This is a genomic window from Vibrio sp. ABH4_348 (assembly GCF_056159765.1).
Genome location: NZ_JBSWVW010000001.1, coordinates 2,227,328 through 2,249,049, shown reverse-complemented (window position 1 = coordinate 2,249,049; position 21,722 = coordinate 2,227,328). Strand labels below are relative to the sequence as shown.

At 44.4% G+C, this 21,722-nt stretch carries 20 protein-coding genes; 16 read left to right on the top strand and 4 right to left on the bottom strand.

Annotated elements, in window-relative coordinates; all coding sequences use genetic code 11:
- The first annotated feature begins 53 nt into the window (after positions 1 to 53).
- Positions 54 to 755 carry a bifunctional protein-disulfide isomerase/oxidoreductase DsbC gene (dsbC, locus tag ACXAFJ_RS10340; RefSeq protein ID WP_475323228.1) on the top strand — a complete coding sequence of 234 codons (702 nt, stop codon included), beginning with the start codon at positions 54 to 56 and terminating at the stop codon, positions 753 to 755.
- Positions 756 to 825: 70 nt separating this feature from the next.
- Here dsbC and ACXAFJ_RS10335 read toward each other — a convergent pair whose 3' ends face one another.
- Positions 826 to 1,014, bottom strand: a complete 189-nt coding sequence (locus ACXAFJ_RS10335) for a hypothetical protein (protein ID WP_475323226.1) — start codon at positions 1,012 to 1,014, stop codon at positions 826 to 828.
- 226 nt (positions 1,015 to 1,240) lie between these two features.
- Positions 1,241 to 2,572 carry an amino-acid N-acetyltransferase gene (gene argA / locus ACXAFJ_RS10330; RefSeq protein ID WP_475323225.1) on the bottom strand — a complete coding sequence of 444 codons (1,332 nt, stop codon included), beginning with the start codon at positions 2,570 to 2,572 and terminating at the stop codon, positions 1,241 to 1,243.
- A 286-nt stretch (positions 2,573 to 2,858) separates the two neighbouring features.
- On the opposite strand from argA, the gene nikA reads away from it, so the two are divergent.
- The 5 genes from nikA to ACXAFJ_RS10305 all read left to right on the top strand — a co-directional run bounded on the left by nikA (position 2,859) and on the right by ACXAFJ_RS10305 (position 7,864).
- Positions 2,859 to 4,430, top strand: a complete 1,572-nt coding sequence (gene nikA, locus ACXAFJ_RS10325) for a nickel ABC transporter substrate-binding protein (protein ID WP_475323223.1) — start codon at positions 2,859 to 2,861, stop codon at positions 4,428 to 4,430.
- Positions 4,431 to 4,505: 75 nt separating this feature from the next.
- Entirely contained in the window at positions 4,506 to 5,447 is a 942-nt protein-coding gene (gene nikB, locus ACXAFJ_RS10320) for a nickel ABC transporter permease subunit NikB (protein WP_475323221.1), read from the top strand.
- A complete protein-coding gene (nikC, locus tag ACXAFJ_RS10315; RefSeq protein WP_475323219.1) occupies positions 5,441 to 6,262 on the top strand; it encodes a nickel ABC transporter permease subunit NikC in 822 nt (273 codons plus the stop codon). The genes nikB and nikC overlap by 7 nt, the downstream gene beginning before the upstream one ends.
- Entirely contained in the window at positions 6,262 to 7,032 is a 771-nt protein-coding gene (locus tag ACXAFJ_RS10310; RefSeq protein WP_475323217.1) for an ATP-binding cassette domain-containing protein, read from the top strand. The genes nikC and ACXAFJ_RS10310 overlap by 1 nt, the downstream gene beginning before the upstream one ends.
- Positions 7,025 to 7,864: an ATP-binding cassette domain-containing protein gene (locus ACXAFJ_RS10305; protein WP_475323216.1), complete on the top strand. Its 840-nt coding sequence runs from the start codon at positions 7,025 to 7,027 to the stop codon at positions 7,862 to 7,864. The genes ACXAFJ_RS10310 and ACXAFJ_RS10305 overlap by 8 nt, the downstream gene beginning before the upstream one ends.
- Before the next feature lie 83 nt (positions 7,865 to 7,947).
- Here ACXAFJ_RS10305 and ACXAFJ_RS10300 read toward each other — a convergent pair whose 3' ends face one another.
- On the bottom strand, positions 7,948 to 9,894 hold the full coding sequence (locus ACXAFJ_RS10300) for a HAMP domain-containing methyl-accepting chemotaxis protein (protein WP_475323214.1): 1,947 nt from the start codon (positions 9,892 to 9,894) through the stop codon (positions 7,948 to 7,950).
- 394 nt (positions 9,895 to 10,288) lie between these two features.
- Positions 10,289 to 11,179 carry an AraC family transcriptional regulator gene (locus tag ACXAFJ_RS10295; RefSeq protein WP_475323213.1) on the bottom strand — a complete coding sequence of 297 codons (891 nt, stop codon included), beginning with the start codon at positions 11,177 to 11,179 and terminating at the stop codon, positions 10,289 to 10,291.
- Positions 11,180 to 11,634: 455 nt separating this feature from the next.
- Here ACXAFJ_RS10295 and ACXAFJ_RS10290 point away from each other — a divergent pair, with 455 nt between their 5' ends.
- The 10 genes from ACXAFJ_RS10290 (at position 11,635) to ACXAFJ_RS10245 (ending at position 21,721) form a co-directional block, all read left to right on the top strand.
- Positions 11,635 to 12,861 (top strand): sugar efflux transporter, encoded by a 1,227-nt coding sequence (locus ACXAFJ_RS10290; protein WP_475323212.1) that lies wholly within the window; start codon positions 11,635 to 11,637, stop codon positions 12,859 to 12,861.
- A 108-nt stretch (positions 12,862 to 12,969) separates the two neighbouring features.
- Positions 12,970 to 13,371, top strand: coding sequence for a DUF2850 domain-containing protein (locus tag ACXAFJ_RS10285; RefSeq protein ID WP_475323210.1), 402 nt, complete (start codon positions 12,970 to 12,972; stop codon positions 13,369 to 13,371).
- Between the two features lie 84 nt (positions 13,372 to 13,455).
- Positions 13,456 to 14,568 carry a murein transglycosylase A gene (gene mltA, locus ACXAFJ_RS10280; protein WP_475323209.1) on the top strand — a complete coding sequence of 371 codons (1,113 nt, stop codon included), beginning with the start codon at positions 13,456 to 13,458 and terminating at the stop codon, positions 14,566 to 14,568.
- A 62-nt stretch (positions 14,569 to 14,630) separates the two neighbouring features.
- Entirely contained in the window at positions 14,631 to 15,452 is an 822-nt protein-coding gene (gene tcdA / locus ACXAFJ_RS10275) for a tRNA cyclic N6-threonylcarbamoyladenosine(37) synthase TcdA (RefSeq protein WP_475323208.1), read from the top strand.
- A 17-nt stretch (positions 15,453 to 15,469) separates the two neighbouring features.
- Positions 15,470 to 15,901, top strand: a complete 432-nt coding sequence (locus ACXAFJ_RS10270) for a SufE family protein (protein WP_475323206.1) — start codon at positions 15,470 to 15,472, stop codon at positions 15,899 to 15,901.
- Positions 15,902 to 16,026: 125 nt separating this feature from the next.
- On the top strand, positions 16,027 to 17,154 hold the full coding sequence (rlmN, locus tag ACXAFJ_RS10265; protein ID WP_475323205.1) for a dual-specificity RNA methyltransferase RlmN: 1,128 nt from the start codon (positions 16,027 to 16,029) through the stop codon (positions 17,152 to 17,154).
- Between the two features lie 408 nt (positions 17,155 to 17,562).
- Positions 17,563 to 18,612, top strand: coding sequence for a cytoskeleton protein RodZ (rodZ, locus tag ACXAFJ_RS10260; protein ID WP_475323204.1), 1,050 nt, complete (start codon positions 17,563 to 17,565; stop codon positions 18,610 to 18,612).
- 26 nt (positions 18,613 to 18,638) lie between these two features.
- Positions 18,639 to 19,757, top strand: a complete 1,119-nt coding sequence (gene ispG / locus ACXAFJ_RS10255) for a flavodoxin-dependent (E)-4-hydroxy-3-methylbut-2-enyl-diphosphate synthase (RefSeq protein WP_475323202.1) — start codon at positions 18,639 to 18,641, stop codon at positions 19,755 to 19,757.
- A 26-nt stretch (positions 19,758 to 19,783) separates the two neighbouring features.
- Positions 19,784 to 21,052 (top strand): histidine--tRNA ligase, encoded by a 1,269-nt coding sequence (gene hisS, locus ACXAFJ_RS10250; RefSeq protein ID WP_475323200.1) that lies wholly within the window; start codon positions 19,784 to 19,786, stop codon positions 21,050 to 21,052.
- Between the two features lie 54 nt (positions 21,053 to 21,106).
- On the top strand, positions 21,107 to 21,721 hold the full coding sequence (locus ACXAFJ_RS10245) for a YfgM family protein (protein ID WP_475323198.1): 615 nt from the start codon (positions 21,107 to 21,109) through the stop codon (positions 21,719 to 21,721).
- Position 21,722 lies beyond the last annotated feature (1 nt).

Sequence of the window (21,722 nt, the reverse complement as noted above, 5' to 3'; positions counted from 1 at the left end):
GACGGAGGCGAATTGAAGCCTTAGCCACTGAATTACTAAAAATAGGAACTATTATGAAAAAATTGTTGGTTGTCATCGTTGGGTTGGCTGCGGGATTTAAAGTGTGGGCGCAAGAGACGCCCAAAGCGGTGAATGAAGCCCTTCAAGGTTTAGGCTTAGTAGTACATTCTGCTGAACCTTCGCCAATCAGTGGTTTTGTACAAGTCATCACCGACCGTGGTCTGTTTTACGTTAAAGAAGATGGCAAGCAATTGATTCAAGGTAGCTTGTATTCACTGGAAGATGGGGTTGTCAATGAATCCTCAGCAGCAATGGCTAAATTCACCAGTAAGCAGATGGCAAACGTAGCCGATTCTATGATTGTCTACAAAGCTCCGAATGAAGAGCACGTAGTCACTGTTTTTACCGACACTACGTGTGGTTATTGTCGTAAATTGCATCGTGAAATGGATGAGTATTTAGCAGCAGGTATTACGATTCAATATTTGGCATTCCCGCGTGCCGGTTTGAACAGCCAAAGTGCACAAACGCTTGAGTCAATTTGGTGTTCGACGGATCAGCAAAAAGCAATGGACGTATCAAAAGCGGGTGGTTCGATAGATGCGTTGAGCTGTACAAACCCAGTTGCGGAACACTATCAATTTGGTCAGCAAATTGGAATCAACGGAACACCGGCTCTTATTTTGGAAAATGGTGTGGTGATGCCAGGCTATGTGCAAGCAACAGAATTAAAGCAGCGTTTGGCTCAAAACTAGTATACAAATATATAACTAAGAAGAGGCCAGTTGGCCTCTTCTTGGTTTTTAATACATGTAAAGTTGGACGTTAGCTATGAGGGAAGACGGCGCTGCTAAATGAAATCTTTCCTATTTTGTATTCTTTTTGATATTCCAAAATGTAGCTTTTTAGTCCGTCATTCACTGGAAATACACAATGTACATTCAGACCTTCCAGAAGCTTGTTTTCAGCCATATCCCAAAAGCTCTGAAATGAATTACAGATAATTGTTCTCATGAATCTTGCTCGTTAACACCTTTTCCTCGGTGAAAATTGAATTTTGTCTCCTGCATCCCGCGATAGACTTCCCCCGACTTACTTTTCGAAAAATGGTTGAAAAATAAGCGAGGGAATTTTAGACAATATGAAACTTAAAACCTAGATCACATTATCTCAACTTATTGTGAGATATATCTCACAATTTTCTGCTGGTTAACGAGTTATTTATTGAAAAAACATGGTGTTAGATTGTGACAGCCAGAATCTTCGAGTTTCTTTGATAGTTATAAAGTGTTTGTTTTTCCATCGGTAATAATGAAATCGGAATTTCAGCAAAGCCTTGTTCTCTAAACCAATGCAAGCTGTGTGTGGTTAAAACAAACAGCTGGGTGATGCCATTGAGTTTTGCTTGGTGTTTAATGTGCTCAAGCATGGCAAGGCCGCGGTTGCCATCGCGATAATCTGGGTGAATAGCGACACAAGCCATTTCTGCCATTTTGCTTTCAGTAAATTCGTATAGTGCAGCGCAACCAATGATCAAACGATCTTTTTCAATGATGGTGAATTTATGGATTTCTTGCTCGAGTTGTTCTCGGGATCGACGAACCAACACTCCTTCTGCTTCTAGAGGCGAAATCAGCTCTAATATCCCGCCGATGTCGTCGATGTTGGCTTGCCTAACTTGCTCGGCACTGTCTTTAACGATCTGAGTTCCTATACCATCACGTGAAAACAGTTCCTGAATCAAAGCTCCATCTTCCTTATAACTCACGAGGTGACTACGAGGAACTCCAGCCTGACAGGCGGCAGTTGCAGCCCGTAAGAATCTCAGTGTTCCCGATGAGTGCTCTTGCGAGTGGCTTTGTTCCAATGTGTTTAGGATCTGGTCAGCTTCATGAGGAAATAGCTCTGCAATGACTCGTCCTTCACTATCGAGAATACCTTGCTCTGAGCAAAAACCGATCAGCTTATCGGCATTTAGCTTGATAGCGACTTTAGTTGCGACTTCTTCGGAAAGTAAATTGAAACACTCTCCAGTGACGGAGCTGGCAATTGGCCCTAACAGAACGATGGATTCCTGATCTAAGACGCGATTAATCCCCTCGATGTCGATTCGGCGGATTCGGCCACTGTGGCAATAGTCTACGCCATCTTCAACACCCAGCGGCTGAGCGATCAGAAAGTTGCCACTCACTACATTGAGTTTAGTCCCAGCCATGGGTGTGTTGTTAAGACTCATAGAAAGCTGCGCGGTAATGGCAAGTTGGAGCTGTCCGGCTGCCTGCATTGCGGCGGATAGCGCTTTCTCATCGGTTACGCGGATACCTTTGTGGTAAGGGGTTTCAAGGTCTTGCAAGTTAAGCAAGTGGTTGATCTGAGGGCGAGCACCATGAACCAAAACGATGCGAACACCAAGGCTATGAAGAAGAGATAAATCACTAATGATATTAGCGAAGTTTCCGTTGGCAAAAGCTTCACCGCCCAACATACAAACCATGGTTTTACCACGGTGGGCATTGACATAGGGAGCTGACTGACGAAACCCAGCGACTAAGGCAGTATTACGAATCTTCACAACAAAAACCAATAAATGAATTTATATACAATAATAATGCAATTTTATGCTGATTAATGCAACGTATAAAAATACTAAATCAAGTACAAAAATTTGGTTTGCTACTCATCTAGCTTTGCGTGAAATCTAAGCTAAATACATTCAGTAAATTGATTGTTTGTGGCAATGGTTAATTTGAATCCATCTCTAGTTAATTGAGATTGTAAGAATTTATGTTTGACAGCAATTTAAATTAAATGATAATGACTCTCAACTGGTATGTTATAACAATTTGATGAGTCGAGAAATGAAACGAATAAAGTCACTTATGCTGACAGCAACCGTGCTCTCTGGCGCGTTGCTAGCAGCTCCACAAACCTTTGCTGAAGATATAAAATTCTCTTGGACAGTGAACGCTGGTCCATTAAATCCTCACCAAACATCACCTAACCAAATGTATGCACAGGCTATGATTTATGAGCCATTGGTGCGTTATGCCGAAGGTGGGGAACTGCAACCTTGGTTGGCTAAATCTTGGGAAATTTCTGAAGATGGCAAGCGCTACCGATTTACCCTTCGCGAAGATGTAAAGTTCTCAAATGGTGAGACTTTTAATGCCGCTGCGGTAAAAGCTAACTTTGAACAGGTACTGGCAAATATTGACAAACATCGTTGGTTAGAGCTTATCAACCAGATGGATACCATTGAAGTGGTCAGTGAGTTTGTCGTCGATCTGAACCTTAAGTCGTCGTATTACCCCACGTTGCAAGAACTCACTTTAGTACGCCCGGTTCGATTTATGGCGCCTTCCGCAATGCCAAAAGAGGGACATACCGGTCAGGGGATCAAAGAGCCTGTTGGTACCGGGCCGTGGATGCTAAAAGAATCGGTTCTTGGGGTTAAAGATGTTTTCGTCCAAAACCCATACTACTGGGGTGAGAAACCTCAATATAAAACGGTTGATGTCGCTGTTATTGCCGATCCTAATGCACGAGCTTTAGCGTTTGAGAGTGGTGCTATCAATATGATCTATGGTTTGGGTGGCCAAATTTCTCCAGATACCTTTGATCAGTTCACCAAGCGTCCAGATCTTGAAACTAATCTGTCTGATCCAATTGCTACGCGTCTCATCGCGATGAATACTGCTCGTTCTGCAACTCAAGAAAAGAACGTTCGTTTGGCGATTAACTACGCTCTGAACCGAGAAGCCATTTCTAAAGGCATTTTCTACGGAACCGAAACGCCAGCATACGCTTTGTTTGCTAAAAACTTACCGTATTCCAATATCCCGTTAACTCAGTTCAACTATAGCAAGACCAAAGCTGTACAACTGCTTGAGCAAGCTCAGTGGCAATTAGAAAAAGGTGAAACTTACCGTACTAAAAATGGCGAAAAGCTAGAAGTGGCGCTTGTGTACCACGGGCACGATGCAAGCCAAAAAGCCATTGCGGAAGTACTGCAAGCTAACTTAAAAGAAGTTGGAATCAAGCTTAACCTACAGGCGGAAGAGCGCAGTCGTTTCTATAAGCGTCAAAAAGGCGGTGAATTTGATTTGATATTCAATAACACCTGGGGCACTCCGTACGATCCGCATACGTTTATGAGTGGCATGCGTCGTCCTTCACACGCTGATTACATGGCACAGGCCGGTCTCTCGATGAAAAAAGAGATCGATAAAAATATCGATCAGATCTTAAGTACCACTTCCGAACAGCAACGTGCGGAATTGTACAAAGACGTGTTAACGACACTGCATGATGAAGCGGTATACCTGCCAATTACCTATCAGCGAGTAACAGGTGTTGTTAAACCTAAACTCGGCAAACTCACAATGGGTCAAACTGTCTTTGACTTCCCGTTCGACCAATTTAGTCAGTAATTAACTAGTACATCCAGCGATAGTTTTTAGCGGTACTCGCTATGCTATCGCTGGATTGTTTTGGGAAACAACTCCATGTTGTCGTACATTATTCGCCGTTTATTGCTACTTATACCTTTGCTTTGGGCGGTTTCGTTAGTCATTTTTCTATTTTTGAGGTTAAGTGGGGCCGAACCCGCTTTAGCCTATTTACGAGCCTCAGATATTCCTTTGACCGATCAAGCGATTGCCGAAGCGGAAAAAGCACTGGGCTTAGACCTACCGCTATGGGAACAATATTTTAACTGGTTCTCTGATGCGATTCGATTGGACTTTGGCACGTCTTACATGACAGGGAGACCTGTTCTTGATGACCTTCTTTACTATTTACCCGCTACGTTAAAGCTCGCGTCATTTGCATTATTAATTACGTTAGTACTGTCTATTCCATTGGCGGTATGGGCAGCGCGTTATCGCGATAAATGGCCAGATTTTACGATTCGTGGCTTGGCTTTTATTGGCGTTTCTATCCCTAATTTTTGGTTAGGTTTCTTGTTGGTCCTTTTGTTTTCCATACACTTAAGGTGGCTTCCACCAATGGGTTATGGCGGCTTATCACACATGCTTATGCCCGCTGTCGCCATTGCGTTTATGTCGCTGTGTATTAATGCCCGCTTATTAAGAGCGAGCATGTTAGAAGTGTCCGGGCAAAGGCACGTAAGGTATGCGCGAATTCGTGGAATATCCAAAGGAAAGGTAGAACGAAACCATGTACTTAGAAACAGCTTGCTTCCTATGGTTACCGCTGCAGGAATGCATATTGGTGAGTTGATAGGCGGCTCTCTGGTTGTGGAAAGTATCTTTAGCTGGCCGGGCGTCGGCCGATATGCGATTACTGCAATCAGCAATAATGATTACCCGATTATTCAATGTTTTACGTTATTAATGACCACAATTTTTATCGTCTGTAATCTAGTCATCGATATTCTTTACGCTTGGTTGGATCCGAGAATTCGCTTGGAGGCTGCTGAATGTTAACAAAAAACAACTCTATCAGTGCCATTCTTGGGGCCGTGGTGCTTGCTGTTTTATTGATTACAGCGGTGTTTTCCCCGTGGATAGCGACGCATGATCCCACGGCCATTAATTTAGAAATGCGCTTGCAAGGTATTAGTGCAGAACATTGGCTTGGGACTGATCATTTAGGAAGAGATTTATTCTCACGTCTTGTTTCCGCAGCATCTATTTCATTGGGTGCAGTGTTCGCCACGTTAAGTTTAATGTTGATAATTGGTGTAGGGCTTGGCGGTTTGGCCGGGTTTGCTGGTGGTCGTATTGACCAAGTAATCATGCGAGTTTGTGATGTCTTTATGACGTTTCCAACTGTGGTACTTGCGCTGTTTATGGTGGCATTGCTGGGAACGGGGATGACCAATGTCATCATCGCCATCGCGATAACCCACTGGGCTTGGTACGCGCGTATCTCTCGAAGTTTGGTGCTTACAGTAAGACACAGTGATTACTTGAGAGCCGCAAAACTCGCCGGTGTGCCTGCGTTGGCTCGTTTTCGCGTCCACATTCTTCCCAACATAATGGTTCAATTAATTGTTCTAGCGACTCTAGACATTGGCCATGTCATGCTGCATGTATCTGGTTTGAGTTTCTTGGGCTTAGGGGTCGCTTCTCCCACTCCAGAATGGGGAGTGATGATCAACGATGCAAGGCAGTTTATTTGGTCGAACCCAATGTTGGTGATATTACCGGGACTGGCAATCTTAATTAGTGTTTTGGCCTTTAACTTATTGGGTGACGCGATGAGAGACCAACTAGACCCGAACTTGGAGCATCACTAATGAAGTTAGAAATGCAAAATCTAAACGTCTGTGTTGAGAGTAAGGGCAAGCAAACCAGTTTGGTCAAAGACCTGAATTTGACCATAGAGACAGGCAAAACATTAGCTCTGGTTGGAGCCAGCGGTTCTGGTAAGTCGGTAACTTGTTCATCTATATTGGATCTGCTTCCATCTGGGTTGAGTTGGAACGGAGAATTGCGTCTTGATGGTGAACTTGCTCAAGCGGAAAAACTGCGTGGCAGAAAGCTCGCTTGTATCATGCAAAACCCTTCAAGTGCCTTTAACCCACTTCAGACAATGCGCAAGCACGGTCGGGAAACCATGATCGCTAGTGGTCAAGATTATGATGAATCTAAACTGATTCTTGCAATGCAAGATGCGGGATTATCAGATTGTGAAGACGTGTTATTGCTTTACCCGTTCCAATTGAGCGGCGGCATGCTGCAGAGAATGATGTTGGCGCTGGCTTTGGTCAGCAAGGCTCCATTATTGATTGCGGATGAACCCACTACTGATCTTGATTTAGTGGTTCAATCCCACATCTTGAATCGATTAGAGCAGATCAGTAAAGAACGAGATTTAGGTGTACTGCTAGTGACTCATGACTTTGGTGTGGTTGCTCGATTAGCAGATGAAGTAGCCATTATGGTTGATGGTGAAATTGTTGAACGAGGTACCGTAGAGCAAATCTTTAGTGAACCTAAGCACGCGCAGACCGTAGCTTTGTTAGCGGCGCATTTATCTCTCTACCCGGAGGTGGCAAATGGCTAATTTCATACAAGTTCAACATCTTGAAAAAGTCTATCAATCAGGTCTGTTGTTTCGAAAACAGCCAAAAAAACAAGTTCTCACCGATATTAATCTAACCATTGCGCCTGGTCAGTCTGTTGCACTTGTTGGAGCAAGTGGTAGTGGCAAGAGTACCTTGTGTCGATTGATTTTGGGTTTGGAGCCGTCCACTTCCGGCGATGTGTTGTGGAATGGTCGAGCGTTATCCAGTTTTACTAAGCAAGACTGGCAGGCATATCGACAGGATGTACAACTTGTTTTTCAAGATGCCATTTCTGCTGTGAATCCAAGGCAGACGATTGCTGAAATTTTGGTTGAGCCGCTGCGTTATTTGAGAAAGCTCGACAAGCAGGATATCGAGCAAGAATCTGAATTGTTAATCGAACAAGTTGGCTTGCCACAAGATGTGCTAAAACGAAAAGCCGGCCAGTTAAGTGGTGGACAACTTCAGCGCGTTGGTATTGCTCGAGCACTCGCTGCGAGGCCTAAACTGATCGCGCTAGACGAATCACTATCAAGCTTAGATTTGGTTCTTCAGCAACAAATGATTGCGCTGTTGAAAAAGATTCAAAAGGAACAGGGAACCGCTTTTTTGTTGGTCACGCATGACTTGAGGTTGGTTGATCTATTCTGTCAGCAAGTTGTCGTTCTTGATGGTGGTAAAATTGTCGAGACGCGTGAAGCATGCAGCAGTGAGCCATGGACCAGTGAAATGGGACAAAAACTCAACAATGCGGTACTCCCTGCTTTGCCAAAATCACTGCAGAAAATAAACAAAACTCAATTCAGTGCTGAACAGAAAGCTTGTGCCTAGTGTCGAGTAACTCATGGCTTTCGTGAAAGTACAAAGCCCTCAATGAAGGTTGAGGGCTTTGTTTTTTAGGTTAAATGAAAGCGCTACGCCAACTTAAATTTTCCAACCAAGTTTTGCAGCCCAATGGATACATCATTGAGTGAATAACTGGTATTAAAGGTTTCTTCTACGGAAGCTGCATTTTCTTCCGTAGTTTGACGAACATTAATCACACTACGATTTATATCTTCAGCCACCATACTTTGCTCTTCTGCCGCTGCGGCGATCTGCACTGTCATATCATTGATAACACTCACTGACTCGCTGATGTTGCTTAACACGGTGGACACTTCGGATGAAAGCTGGACACAATCTTCCGCAATATCTTGGCCTTGTTCCATCGCCGTCATGGCAGTATCCGCTTGAGATTGCAGCTTTTCGATCATGACATTAATTTCGCTGGTTGAGTCCTGAGTCCGTTTCGCAAGTGATCTCACTTCATCGGCAACCACGGCAAACCCGCGTCCCTGTTCACCTGCTCGAGCAGATTCAATCGCCGCATTCAGTGCCAATAGATTGGTTTGTTCGGCAATGCCGCGAATCACATCCAAGATACCACCAATATTGACGCTCTCAGCTTGCAGTGCCTTGATCGTATTGGTCGATGAAGAAACATTTTCTGCCAAGCTCCGAATTTTATCCGTGCTTTGTTGGACGACTCCTAAACCTTGATGAATTTGATCATTAGCCGCACCAGCGGAATCACGCACACGCCCCACACTTACGGCAACCTCTTGAGCTGAGGCGGTCATCTGGTTAATAGCCGTTGCCACTTGGTCAGTTTCTTGTTGTTGCGAAGATGCACCAGTTTTGGCTTGCTCTGAGACTGCCACCAGTCGTTGCGCTGAAGCTCCCATTTCACCGCTCGCAGAGATAATCTCATTCACCATGGTTTTTAGGCTGTCAGCCGTATTCTTAAGTGAGGTCAGCAGTTGACCTATTTCGTCATTTCCGCTGTCTTTGACCTCGATGTTTAAATCGCCAGAAGCAATCGTATTGGCTATTAAGTTGGCTTGTTGAATCCGCTTTTTACAGTGAGTTGTTAACCAAAATGCCGCTACTGCGCAAAGTATGATGGCAACGATCGACAAGGAAGCAAGCAGAGTTTTTGCGGAGGTGTTTTGAGATTGCAGCATAGGACCAAGCAGGTCCTGATCACTCATCACACTCAGTTTTACCTGCTCAAAATTGTCGGCAATTTTTGGCCCTTCAACATCCAGAACATTGTTAACTAGATTATCTTGTTCAACGACCATTTTATGGATCTGATGAGAACCTTCTACATAGGCAGTGCGAGCAGATAAAAAGTTGCTTAGCTGAGAACTTACATCCCAAGGGCCTTGCTCTAGCTCCTTCAAAGAGGTGGTAAGGTTTGTTTCAAGTTGCTGCATAGCAAATTGAAAGTCGGTTTCTTTGTGATGAGTATAAAATTTGAGTATATACAAGCGACCAAGTAAAAGCGCTTCTTGTAAATCACCCGCGATATCGGCAAGTACCACATCGTTATTTTGACTGGCAATATTACGAATCTCGGTAATCGCTTTTCTCATCACAGGACCATTCTGATCGAGCACATTTTTTACGATATCTTCTTCCTCTCTAACTAGAGCGCTCACTTTGGAAAAAGTTTGTTTGTATTCGTCGACCAGTGGAATCGTTGCCCGCATTATTTCAGCTCGTTCAGGCTTTTGAATTTCAGTTCGAGCGGTATCGATAAAACCTTCTAGTTTACTCAGCCTTTGCTGGTAAGTATCTAACGTGGCGGGTTCGGGGCTGATAAGGTAATTTTTTACCGCCATTCTGACTAACAATAAATTGGCCTGCATTCTGCCTGCTAAGTTAGTGTCTCTGGCAAGTCCTCTATATTCAGCAAAGCCGTCCGCTGCCCCTGTTAGACTGTTAAATGAAACTGTTGATGCACCTAGCATCAAAGCCACTACGATACCGAAACCTAATGAGAGTTTTCGGCCAATTGACATGTTATTGAGCATAACCCCTCCGTGGCGAATTTCCGTCAGACTGATTTTTGTTTTTTCTGAACAGATCTTTCGCAATTAGTGTGTCACCTAGCTTTTTCAAGTTAGAACACAGGTGAAAAGCTCGCTACTTGTTTAACATATCTTGGCACTGGTACTAAGGTTTAAATGACATTAATTCTCATTTGTGAGTAATTGATAGTCATTCAGTATGTGGGAAAAAGTCCTTTTTAATTTTGAGGTTATAAAAGCAGTTTTATAACTGAGAAAAAGCCTAGTGATGAGATCTAGCTAAAAAGTTTAAATGCGCCAATTGTTAAGTAGATGTTTAAAAAGAGAGGTAAGTCACACTCAAGTTTTGAGTGTGACCATAAAGGTTAAGTGAGCCATCTGAATAAGTTTTGTAGCCTTAGCTAGCAAACTGAGACCTAAACTGAGAGGGCGTCATACTTTTTTGATCTTTAAACTGACGATTAAAGTTGGATAAGTTGTTAAAGCCCGCTTTCTCTGCCACCAACGCGATAGGTACCTGTGTATTAACCAGTAGCTCACACGCTTTACCGATGCGAAAACTTTTTAAGTGCTCAGAAAAACTCTGTTTGAAATGTTTCTCAAACAATCGATAAGCCGAGCTTTCACTCATGTGTAACGTGTCGCAAAAATCTTTCACTTTCAGCGGTTTTTGATAGTTAGATTCAATAAACTTGCGAGCTGCGTTTACTCGGGTAAACGAAGGGTCTTCATTAGAATTTTGTTGGATAGAGTAGTTCGACGCTGACAGGGTTTTGGTGGTCATATCTTCAGCCATGACCACCAAACATTCCATTACTTTAATAAGCTGAATATGCCTCGGGGAATTCTGACTTTTACTTAATAGCTGATAGATTTTTTCACCAGTTTCAGGACTGAACAATACCCCTTGTCCAGATCGCGCAAGCTTGGACTTGAGGTGCACAAACTCAGGTGCCATTTCAATAATGCTATCAACCCATTCTTGCGTGAACCAAAGTACGATGGTTTCATGAGGTTCTTGCTCTGTGCCTCGAATTCTTCCAGAAACCATATGAGGCAGGCCTGGTCCGTATAATGCGCACGTATTATGTGTGACATTCCCGATGAAATCGCCTGCGAAGTAATTGCCTTCAAAAGTATCATTTTTTCCACGATACAAGACCAATTCATATTCACAATGGTAGTGCCATGGGCATAGGCACCCATCTTTTGCCTTGTTACAGCTGTATTCGGCCACTTGCCAATTAAAATCAGCCTCGTTGGAAACTTGTTGAATTAGTGGGCGCATACAATTCCTCCCTCTGGTAGTACTTGTTTAGCGTTGCTTTTGTTTGCTTTAAAAGCCGCTTTACCATCATTCGACGAATTTATAATGCCTTAAAATGTACTTTGATTGTCACATTAAGAAAAAAAGTGACCAAATAGTATCAATGCTTGGGTGTGTTGTATTGGTTTTGGTTTTTTTGGTTTTATTTTTATTAAATTCATGTGTTTAACTGGTTTTGTGATTCGGTTTTTAGTCTGATTTGTAAGTAATAGTTGTATTTTACTTACAAATAATGATTTCAAAAGATGGATATGTATTAGTTTGAGCGTCACAAATACCACATCAACAAATTGCTCGGACATATACTTTCTTCACTAAGGCAAACAAGCGTGTTTGTCAGCGCTTAAGCGACAAGCGGATCAATGAAAATCGACCCATTTAAGTCGTTTGAGCGTAAGTAATTGAAAGGAGACGATGTGTTTTCAAATCGAACAGCAACTGTATTTATGTTGTCGACACTATCTCTTGGAATGTGTGGCGCATTATTTCACCCTTTAGCGACTCTCTTTCTAATAGAAGAGCTTGGGGCAACACCGACTATGCTAAGTGCGTACTTGATTCTTTCAGTGATCAGCGCTGTTGTGGTATCGCACTATATTGCTATTCGGTCAGATCGAGGTTGGAGCCGCAAAAAAATCATCGTGTATGCCGGTTTGTGTTATATCACTTTGGTGATTTGCTTTGCTTTTATTCGTGATTTTTACGCAATATTGGTGCTATCCATAGTGTTGGGCAGTGTTTCCGGCGCAATTTTTGGACAGATTTTTGCTCTTGGACGTGAATTTGCGGATGAGCATCTAGGTGACAGTGCTACAACCTTTATCTCGACGCTTAGAGCGGGAATGGCTATAGCTTGGGTTGTCGGGCCTCCAATTGCCTTTTCATTAAAAGGCAGTATTGGTTTTGGCGGTACATATTTACTAGCCGCATTAATTTGCGTTTTGACTATGTCGATCATTGCTTTTGCATTACCTGACGCCAAAGTTAGGCCTAGCAGTAAGCCAGAAGGAGACAATGAAAATGAGACAGGTTCGGTTGCTTGGTATCGTCGACCTGAGGTGGTTCTTTATTGCTTGGCGTTATTAATGGCGTTTAGTGCTAACGATTTGTACATCAAGTCTATGCCTTTGTTTGCCACCTTTGAGATGGGGCTGAATGATACTTGGCCAGGTATATTTTTAGGTGCCGCCGCATTCTTCGAAATCCCACTAATGCTAGGCGCTGGGTGGATAGCAACTAAAGTTGGTGCTCAAAAGTCTATGATATTGGCCATCGCGTCCGCTTGTGTTTTTTACCTTGGTTTACTTTTGGCACAAAACGCTTGGCACATATTAGCGTTCCAAATTTTCAACGGTATCTTTATTGGTGTAACTGCTACGTTGGGAATGGTTGCACTGCAAGATATGATGAAAGACCAACTAGGTGTTGCTTCAACTTTGTTCGCTAACATTATTCAGGTAGGCATCTTGGTCGCGAGTGTTGCCATTGGCGTGGCGGCTGAATTCTATTCTTATCAATTCTCATTTGTTTTGTGCCTAGCCGGTGGCGTGGCATCGCTAGCTCTGCTGATGTTAACGGCTTGGTTAAATCGCGAGCAAAAAGCGTCATTAATTGATTCAGATTCGGTAATCGAGAGCAATTAAATTAGGTGCCCAGTAGTGTTGCTGGGCATTTTCCGCTAACCTTTGTTTACAGTTTATTCCTATTGATGCCGAATTTAGTTGGCATCAAGGCTATTTGCGAGATGCTAGATGGCGCAAACCAGTAAACAAAAACGCCTAATTGAACGCCTACTCATTTTATTTGCAGCAGCAGTCACCATACTTCTTATCAGTATTTCTGGTGAACTTTATTATCGGGTAAAAAAACTCAACGCTCCTGATCATTTGGTGTACGGTGTTTGGGTTGAGCAAAATGTTGCGGCTTATGCGGCTGAGCATATCGAATTGACCAAAAATGGTGTGGTAATAGAGGGTGGAGTCGTTGATACTCAGTTCTACTTTGATGGTGATACATTGGAGTATCAGCTGGGTGATCAAGTCATCGAATACCAATTTCTCAATGAAGAGTATTCCGAAATGAAGCGAATTTCGGGATCAAGTTATCAACCTATCTTCCGATTACAGTCAAAGTTCAAAGAGCAGTTGCGCTAATCTCTAGAGCCAAGTAACGTCTTGTTATTAAGTTTTAAAAAAATACGCTTTATAACCACTTCGTCACTGACTAGAGAAAACTTCGTGTTAAAAAAATCCCTTTCCTTACTGACTATTCTTTTGGCAGCAGGCTGTGCACAGACTAATGATCGAGCGCAGCAATACCTAGATGGTGAATTCAATCAGCCCTTGGTTGAGACACCGGTTGTTGTTTCTGATAAACCAAGAGACTTTACAGAATTTGAAGACCAAGCCAATTTGGTGTTGAGCAACTCACCCTCTATGGCGCTAAGATACCAAGTTCTATATGAGACGCTCTCGCAATGGGTCACCGAAAGTGGCGATCCAAGTCAGTTATCTCAATATGGCGTGCAAGCGGGTCAGCTGGCTGGGGGTGATCAAAAAGGCAATGTGTTGTTTACGGGTTATTTTTCACCTGTGATGGAACTGCGCCATGAAGCCGATAGTGAGTTCAAGTACCCAGTCTACGCACTGCCAAATTGTGAAACTGAATGTCCGACTCGTGCGGAAATCTATAACGGAGCGCTTGATGGTTTAGGCCTGGAGTTGGGTTATGCGCGGAATTTGATCGATCCATTCATTATGGAAGTGCAAGGTAGCGGTTATGTTCACTTTGAAGATGATGACACGCTGGAGTACTTTGCGTATGCAGGAAAAAACAATCATGCGTATGTCAGTATCGGTAAAGTGCTCATCGAGCGTGGCGAAGTACCGCGTGAAAAAATGTCATTAAAGGCCATTGAAGAATGGGTGATGGCTAACGATGAAGCGACCGTACGCGAGCTACTTGAACAAAACACCTCGTTTGTATTTTTTGAGCCGAGAATGGCCGCGCCCGTAACCGGAACAGCGGGTATACCTTTATTACCAATGGCTTCCGTCGCTGGCGATCGCGATATCTTTCCAATGGGTACACCTATCCTTGCAGAAGTCCCTTTGTTGAATGCAGATGGTACGTGGAGCGGTGCTCATCAGTTACGTCTGTTACTGGTCTTGGACACGGGCGGAGCGGTTAAGCAGAATCACCTAGACCTCTACCATGGCATCGGCGCCAGAGCTGGAACTGAGGCGGGGCATTACAAACACTTTGGCCGAGTATGGAAGCTCGGATTAGAGGCATCGGTTACTAAAGACCCTTGGATAATTCCTCCTAAAGAAGACAAAGCGAATCAGTAGACATTTTTACAAAGAGTGCGTATAAATCGCACTCTTTCTTTTTGAGCCGAACAAGGTGTGACATGCGTGAATTAAATGAACCGGCTTCTGACTCCTATCAGCAGAGATTTGGCGGTATCCGTCGCTTATATGGTCAAGATGAGTCTGAGGTATTAAGGGCTGCGCATGTCTGTGTGATCGGAATTGGTGGTGTGGGCTCTTGGGCGGCAGAAGCGTTAGCTCGCAGTGGTATTGGTGAAATCACGCTTATCGATATGGATGACGTTTGTGTTACTAATATCAATAGACAGATCCACGCATTGACCGGAACCGTTGGCGAAAGCAAAGCGGAAGTCATGGCGCAGCGTATCCAGCTGATTAATCCTGACTGTAAGGTCAACGTCATCGATGACTTTATTAGCGACAGTAATCAACACCAATATTTAAGCAAAGAGTTTGATTACGTTTTGGATGCTATCGACAGTATTAAAGCCAAAGCGGCGTTAGTGGCTTACTGCCGCAGCAATAAAATCAAAGTGATTACTGTGGGCGGGGCTGGTGGACAAACGGATCCGACTCAAATTAAGGTCGCAGATTTAACCAAAACGATCCAAGATCCACTAGCCAAAAAGCTAAAAGACAACCTTCGTCGTTTTCACAACTTTCCTAAAAACCCGCAACGCAAGTTTGGTGTGGAGTGTGTGTTCTCAACTGAACAGCTTAAGTACCCGCAGTCCGATGGCAGTGTGTGCGCTGTGAAGTCCAGTGCTGAAGGACCAAAACGAATGGACTGCGCCAGTGGTTTTGGTGCGTCAACTGTGGTCACGGCCAGTTTTGCCTTTGTCGCGGTCGCGCGGATCATCGATAAGCTGATTGCCAAGCACGCAGCGTCATCAAAATCTTAAGTGGGACAGGTAATACAATGATCAGCGCAGAAATGTCACCATTTGGTTCCGAAATCTCAGAATTTGATGTGATTGATACTATGTCTAATCTCAATGGCTGGGAAGATAAGTACCGACAAGTTATCGTATGGGGCAAAGAGCTGCCTAAGATGGCCGATTCGTTAAAGCAAGATCAGGTTAAGGTGACAGGGTGTGAAAGTCAGGTTTGGTTTTACCTAGAAGAGCGTGACGACACAATAACCATTCACGCCGACTCTGATGCTCGCATTGTGCGAGGCTTGATTGCCATTATTCAAGCTGCAGCGAATGGCAAGAATAAAACGGAGTTGGCGGGTTTTGATTGGCACCAGTATTTTGAAAAATTGGCACTACTTAAACACCTTAGTGAATCACGCAGTAATGGCGTTTATGCGATTATTGCTGAATTAAACAAAACCTTAGCCAGCTAATCTCAATTTACTGTTTCTTATTCCTGAATAAGCTACTTTTTGTGGGGGCTTGTTTTCCTTGTTGCAGGCGCGCAAAGGCTGTACAATTCGCGCCCTTAAATCTTGTCTAATACTCGTGAGGTCCTATGAGCTCAACTAAAGTGAATCTCCTTGATTTTGATCGCAAAGGAATGCGCCAGTTTTTCGCCGAAGAATTGGGTGAAAAAGCGTTTCGCGCCGAGCAAGTCATGAAGTGGATTTACCACTTTGGCGTCGATGACTTTGACAAGATGAACAACATCAACAAAAAGCTTCGCGAAAAGCTAAAGCACCGATGTGAAGTGCTTGCTCCCGTCGTATCTGATGCTCAGCATTCATCCGATGGCACCATTAAGTGGGCGATGCGTGTTGGTAACCAAGACGTAGAGACGGTATATATTCCTGAAGATGATCGCGCGACTTTGTGTGTCTCATCCCAAGTTGGCTGTGCGTTGGAATGCAAATTTTGCTCAACCGCTCAGCAAGGGTTTAACCGCAACCTAAAAGTATCGGAAATTATCGGTCAGGTATGGCGCGCAGCACGTGAAATCGGCTTGGAAAAAGAAACAGGTCGTCGCCCGATTACCAATGTCGTGATGATGGGGATGGGTGAGCCATTACTCAACATGAAAAACCTGATCCCAGCGTTAGAGCTCATGTTGGATGATTTAGGCTTTGGCCTCTCTAAGCGCCGCGTTACGGTTTCGACCTCAGGTGTTGTATCAGGTTTGGACCAAATGACAGGTACTATCGATGTCGCTTTGGCCATTTCACTGCATGCTCCAAACGACAAACTGCGCAGCGAGATTATGCCTATCAACGACAGATGGGACATCCAAGATTTCTTGGCTTCTGTTCGTCGCTACATCGCCTCATCAAACGCTAACCGTGGCAAAGTGACAGTGGAATACGTGTTACTTGACCACGTAAATGACGGCACTGAGCACGCCCATGAATTGGCGGAATTGATGAAGGACACACCTTGTAAAATCAATTTGATTCCGTTTAACCCTTACCCGGGTTCACCTTATAAAAAGCCAAGTAATTCGCGTATTGACCGTTTCCAGAAAGCGTTGATGCACCACGGCCTTACTGTGACAACACGTAAAACACGTGGTGATGATATTGATGCAGCATGTGGTCAGTTGGTTGGCGATGTTATCGATAGAACCAAACGCACTCAAGCCCTTGCGGCAGCAAAAGGTGAAGCGATTCCGGTTCAAGTGCAATCTTAACTGCAAACCAGTACAACCAAACCGGAGCTCAATGCTCCGGTTTTTGCATTTTTAGGCCAAGATCGAACCACGATCAGGTCGATAAGTTGTGACTTCTTACAAAAACATTGCAATCAGCTCGGTTTATCCCGCCGGAGCAGGTTGTTTAATAAAGACTATCGATTAGAATGGAAAAAACGCTATTGCTAACCTGAAGCTAGTTTGAGCGATGCCGGGTTGATGGGTTGAAATGAATTATGGAACCTAAGCGGCTATTTGACGTCCAATCACTAAAGCTAATCAAACAATAGCACTTTATTTGTATTTTCTTGTTTCTGTTTGCTGACAACACGAGAAAAAATCAACAACTCGACGCTACCAACAATCAAAAATTAAAGCGCAGTGGTTGAATCAACGAGACAGCGATGTATGACAACTGAACAACGACAACAAGCTGAGGAGTTTCAAGCGTTTGAAACTTTGCAGCCAGGCACTCTACTCAAACAAAAGCGTGAGCAACTAGGGCTTTCACAACGTGAAATCGCCGACCGATTAAGACTTCGTCTCACTATCATACAAAGTATTGAAAATAATCAGTACGAGTTAGGGCAAGTCGATACTTTCACCAAAGGGTATTTGCGTTCTTACGCCAAAGCGGTGGGAATCCCGCAAGATGATGTCCTGAAACTGTTTGTTCCTTCTGAGCCCTCTGAAAGTCCGGAGCAAAAGCTGCAAAGTTTTTCCAAACAAACTTCACGTGAAAAGCATGACACTCGTATAATGGTACTCACTGTCGGCATCTTTGCCGTAATTATCGGTATCTCTTCGGTGTGGTGGATTCAAAACAAAGATTCTGATGTCTTGGTCTCCACCGAGTTCTCTTCTCAACAGCAAGAAAGCAATATTTCTTTGACGGAAGATCAGCCTGTTCCGGTACTCAAACAAGCATCAAGTACAACGAATGAAATAGCAGTGGCGGTGACTTCTGAGCAAGAAGATGTGTCATTGGCTAGCCTGGAAACGTCAGACGCGACCAGTACAGATGTCAAAAATACAGAGACTGCCAGTACAGTTGTAGAGACTAATGCTACTAGCAACACGGATTCATCTATTCAATCGACCGAAGCTGTAGTCGCAGCTTCCAATACTCCAGGTGACATCAGCAATCCCGAACAAACCGAGCGTGATACCTCCTCAATAGAAGATACCGCAGCGACCAATCAACCTGTCGCGAAAGCTATCGCGAATTTAATTGAAATGAACTTCCAAGACGATTGCTGGATTGAAGTGAAAGATGCCAATGGTAAGACCTTGGCAACTGGAGTAAAAACGGCTGGTGCAACATTGGAGCTTCAAGGTGCATTGCCTTACAAAGTCGTGTTAGGCGCGCCACAAAATGTTTCGATGACATTTGCGAGTGAACCTGTCGACCTTTCTGGGTATACTTCCGGTAAAGTAGCTCGATTTACCTTACGTTAGACGTAAAGCAGACATCAAACCTTACTATGCAATACGAATCTCCTATTAAACGTCGCCCCTCGACACGTATTTACGTGGGCGATGTACCGGTTGGTGATGGTGCGCCCATCGCAGTCCAATCTATGACCAATACACGTACCACCGATGTTGAAGCAACGGTGGCTCAAATACGTGCTTTAGAAACGGTCGGAGCCGATATCGTTCGTGTGTCTGTACCGACAATGGATGCTGCAGAGGCGTTTAAGCAAATCAAGCAGCAAGTGAAAGTCCCCTTAGTGGCGGATATTCATTTTGACTATCGCATCGCGTTAAAAGTCGCCGAATACGGTGTCGATTGTTTGCGTATTAACCCAGGCAACATTGGTAACGAAGAACGCATTCGTTCAGTTGTAGACTGTGCGCGCGACAAAAACATCCCCATTCGCATTGGTGTGAATGGCGGTTCACTCGAAAAAGATCTGCAAGTCAAATACGGTGAGCCAACTCCAGAAGCGCTGGTTGAATCGGCCATGCGTCATGTAGATATCTTAGATCGTCTGAACTTCGAGCAATTCAAAGTCAGTGTTAAGGCCTCCGATGTGTTCTTGGCTGTGGATTCGTATCGACTACTGGCTAAGCAGATCGATCAGCCTCTGCACTTAGGTATTACCGAAGCCGGTGGTGCTCGAGCTGGTTCAGTAAAATCCGCTGTCGGGCTGGGCATGCTGCTTGCGGAAGGAATCGGCGATACCTTGCGAATTTCTCTGGCGGCCAATCCGGTGGAAGAGATCAAGGTCGGCTTTGATATTCTTAAATCCCTGCGCATTCGCTCGCGTGGCATTAATTTTATTGCGTGTCCTAGCTGTTCAAGACAAGAATTCGATGTCATTGGCACCGTTAACGCATTGGAAGAGCGTCTAGAAGACATCATTACCCCGATGGACGTTTCCATCATTGGTTGCGTAGTGAATGGACCGGGTGAAGCTGAGGTATCACACCTCGGTTTGGCGGGAAGCAACAAAAAAAGCGCGTTTTACGAGGATGGCAAACGTCAAAAAGAACGTTTTGACAACAATGACCTTGTAACTCAGCTAGAAACCAAAATTCGTGCAAAAGCGTCGATGTTAGATGAAAACAATCGCATTGATGTGAAAACTCAAGATTAAATCTCAACAACTTTACGGTAAGTACTGTGGCTAAAACAATTCAAGCAATTCGAGGCATGAACGATTGCCTTCCAACACAGACTCCCCTTTGGCAAAAAGTGGAATCTACAGTAAAACGCGTAATCAGCTCTTATGGTTACAGCGAAATTCGTATGCCGGTTGTTGAGATGACTCATCTATTCAGTCGCGCCATTGGTGAAGTGACCGATGTGGTTGAAAAGGAAATGTATACCTTTGAAGACCGCAATGGTGACAGCCTAACGCTGCGACCAGAAGGCACAGCAGGTTGTGTGCGTGCTGGTATTGAAAATGGCTTGCTGTACAACCAAGAGCAGCGTTTGTGGTACATGGGAGCTATGTTCCGCCACGAGCGTCCTCAAAAAGGTCGCTACCGTCAGTTCCATCAATGTGGTGCTGAAGTATTTGGTTTGCAAGGGCCTGATGTTGATGCCGAGTTGATCATGTTAACGGCGCGTATTTGGAAAGAGTTGGGCATTGATAAGCACGTGCGTTTAGAGTTGAACTCTATCGGTTCATCCGAAGCCCGTGCCAACTACCGCGATGTCTTGATTGCGTTTTTAGAGCAGCACATGGATGTATTGGACGAAGATTGTAAGCGTCGCATGTACACCAATCCGTTGCGTGTTCTGGATTCTAAAAATCCCGATGTACAAGCTATTTTGGGCGATGCGCCTCGTATGTCGGACTACTTAGACGATGACTCTAAACAACATTTTGCCGGTTTGTGTGAACTTCTAGACGCTGCTGGTATCGAATACACCGTCAATGACCGCTTGGTGCGCGGTTTGGATTATTACAATCGCACGGTATTTGAGTGGATCACCGATAGCCTTGGTTCTCAAGGTACAGTGTGTGGCGGTGGCCGCTACGACGGTATGGTTGAGCAGTTAGGCGGTAAGGCGACACCCGCTGTGGGCTTCGGTATGGGGCTAGAGCGCCTTGTGCTGATGCTAGAAGCTTTAGAGCTTGATCAAGTACGTCCAGCCGTAGATGTTTATGTGGTAACCGCGGGTGAAGGCACAATGGCAGCAGGCATTATGCTTGCCGAATCACTGCGTAACCAACTGGCAGATGTTCGCATTATGAACCACTTTGGTGGAGGCAATTTTAAGAAGCAATTTAAGCGTGCAGACAAAGTCGGTGCCGCGGTTGCTTTAGTGCTAGGTGAAAATGAAGTCGCGGAAAACACGGTTGTGTTCAAAGACCTAAAAGGCGGTGAGCAATTTACATTGCCAACGACCGAAGTGGCTGAGAAACTAGCACAAACTTTATAATTTTCAGTTTATTGAGTGGCTGTGAAGCCGCGCAAGAAGTAACGAGGACAAAACGTGGAAGTCTACGAAACCGAAGAACAACAGGTCGAGGCAATTAAAAACTGGTGGAAAGAAAACGGCAAAGCCGTGATCTTTGGTGCCGTTGTAGGTCTTGGTGGTCTATTTGGTTGGCGTTATTACCAGAGTTCAGTCATTGAAGCACAGGAGCTGGCTTCTGATTCTTACACTAAAGCTATCGAGAGCTTGGCCGCTCAGGGCTTAGATGCGTCCGATAATGTGCAAAGTTTCATTGATTCCAATACAGACACAAGTTATGCCGTTCTGGCTGCATTGCAGCTAGCCAAAGCGTTCGTTGATAACGCTCAGCTGGACGAAGCGATTAGCCAATTGAATTGGGCTCAAGAGCAAAATCAAGATCCAGCACTAGCGGCGGTGATTCAATATCGTTTGGCGCGTTTGCACGCTGAGCAAACTAACTATGATTTGGCATTTGCAGAGCTTGATAAAATTACCGACGAAAGTTGGGCCGGTCGTTTAGCTGAACTTCGCGGTGACATTCAATTGCAGCAAGGTGATAAAGACGCGGCATTCGACTCTTATACTCAAGCGCAACTTGCGTCCGACGCCAGTCAGTTATTGCAAATGAAATTAGATGATCTAGCCAGATAGA

What these genes read in the sequence shown, in the direction of transcription:
- ACXAFJ_RS10305 (WP_475323216.1), top strand. Translation starts at nt 7,025, where the DNA reads ATGGCTAATTTCATACAAGTTCAACATCTTGAAAAAGTCTATCAATCA.
- ACXAFJ_RS10285 (WP_475323210.1), top strand. Translation starts at nt 12,970, where the DNA reads ATGGCGCAAACCAGTAAACAAAAACGCCTAATTGAACGCCTACTCATT.
- dsbC (WP_475323228.1), top strand. Translation starts at nt 54, where the DNA reads ATGAAAAAATTGTTGGTTGTCATCGTTGGGTTGGCTGCGGGATTTAAA.
- nikA (WP_475323223.1), top strand. Translation starts at nt 2,859, where the DNA reads ATGAAACGAATAAAGTCACTTATGCTGACAGCAACCGTGCTCTCTGGC.
- ispG (WP_475323202.1), top strand. Translation starts at nt 18,639, where the DNA reads ATGCAATACGAATCTCCTATTAAACGTCGCCCCTCGACACGTATTTAC.
- rodZ (WP_475323204.1), top strand. Translation starts at nt 17,563, where the DNA reads ATGACAACTGAACAACGACAACAAGCTGAGGAGTTTCAAGCGTTTGAA.
- ACXAFJ_RS10335 (WP_475323226.1), bottom strand. Translation starts at nt 1,014, where the DNA reads ATGAGAACAATTATCTGTAATTCATTTCAGAGCTTTTGGGATATGGCT.
- nikB (WP_475323221.1), top strand. Translation starts at nt 4,506, where the DNA reads ATGTTGTCGTACATTATTCGCCGTTTATTGCTACTTATACCTTTGCTT.
- tcdA (WP_475323208.1), top strand. Translation starts at nt 14,631, where the DNA reads ATGCGTGAATTAAATGAACCGGCTTCTGACTCCTATCAGCAGAGATTT.
- ACXAFJ_RS10270 (WP_475323206.1), top strand. Translation starts at nt 15,470, where the DNA reads ATGATCAGCGCAGAAATGTCACCATTTGGTTCCGAAATCTCAGAATTT.
- ACXAFJ_RS10300 (WP_475323214.1), bottom strand. Translation starts at nt 9,894, where the DNA reads ATGCTCAATAACATGTCAATTGGCCGAAAACTCTCATTAGGTTTCGGT.
- ACXAFJ_RS10310 (WP_475323217.1), top strand. Translation starts at nt 6,262, where the DNA reads ATGAAGTTAGAAATGCAAAATCTAAACGTCTGTGTTGAGAGTAAGGGC.
- ACXAFJ_RS10295 (WP_475323213.1), bottom strand. Translation starts at nt 11,179, where the DNA reads ATGCGCCCACTAATTCAACAAGTTTCCAACGAGGCTGATTTTAATTGG.
- nikC (WP_475323219.1), top strand. Translation starts at nt 5,441, where the DNA reads ATGTTAACAAAAAACAACTCTATCAGTGCCATTCTTGGGGCCGTGGTG.
- rlmN (WP_475323205.1), top strand. Translation starts at nt 16,027, where the DNA reads ATGAGCTCAACTAAAGTGAATCTCCTTGATTTTGATCGCAAAGGAATG.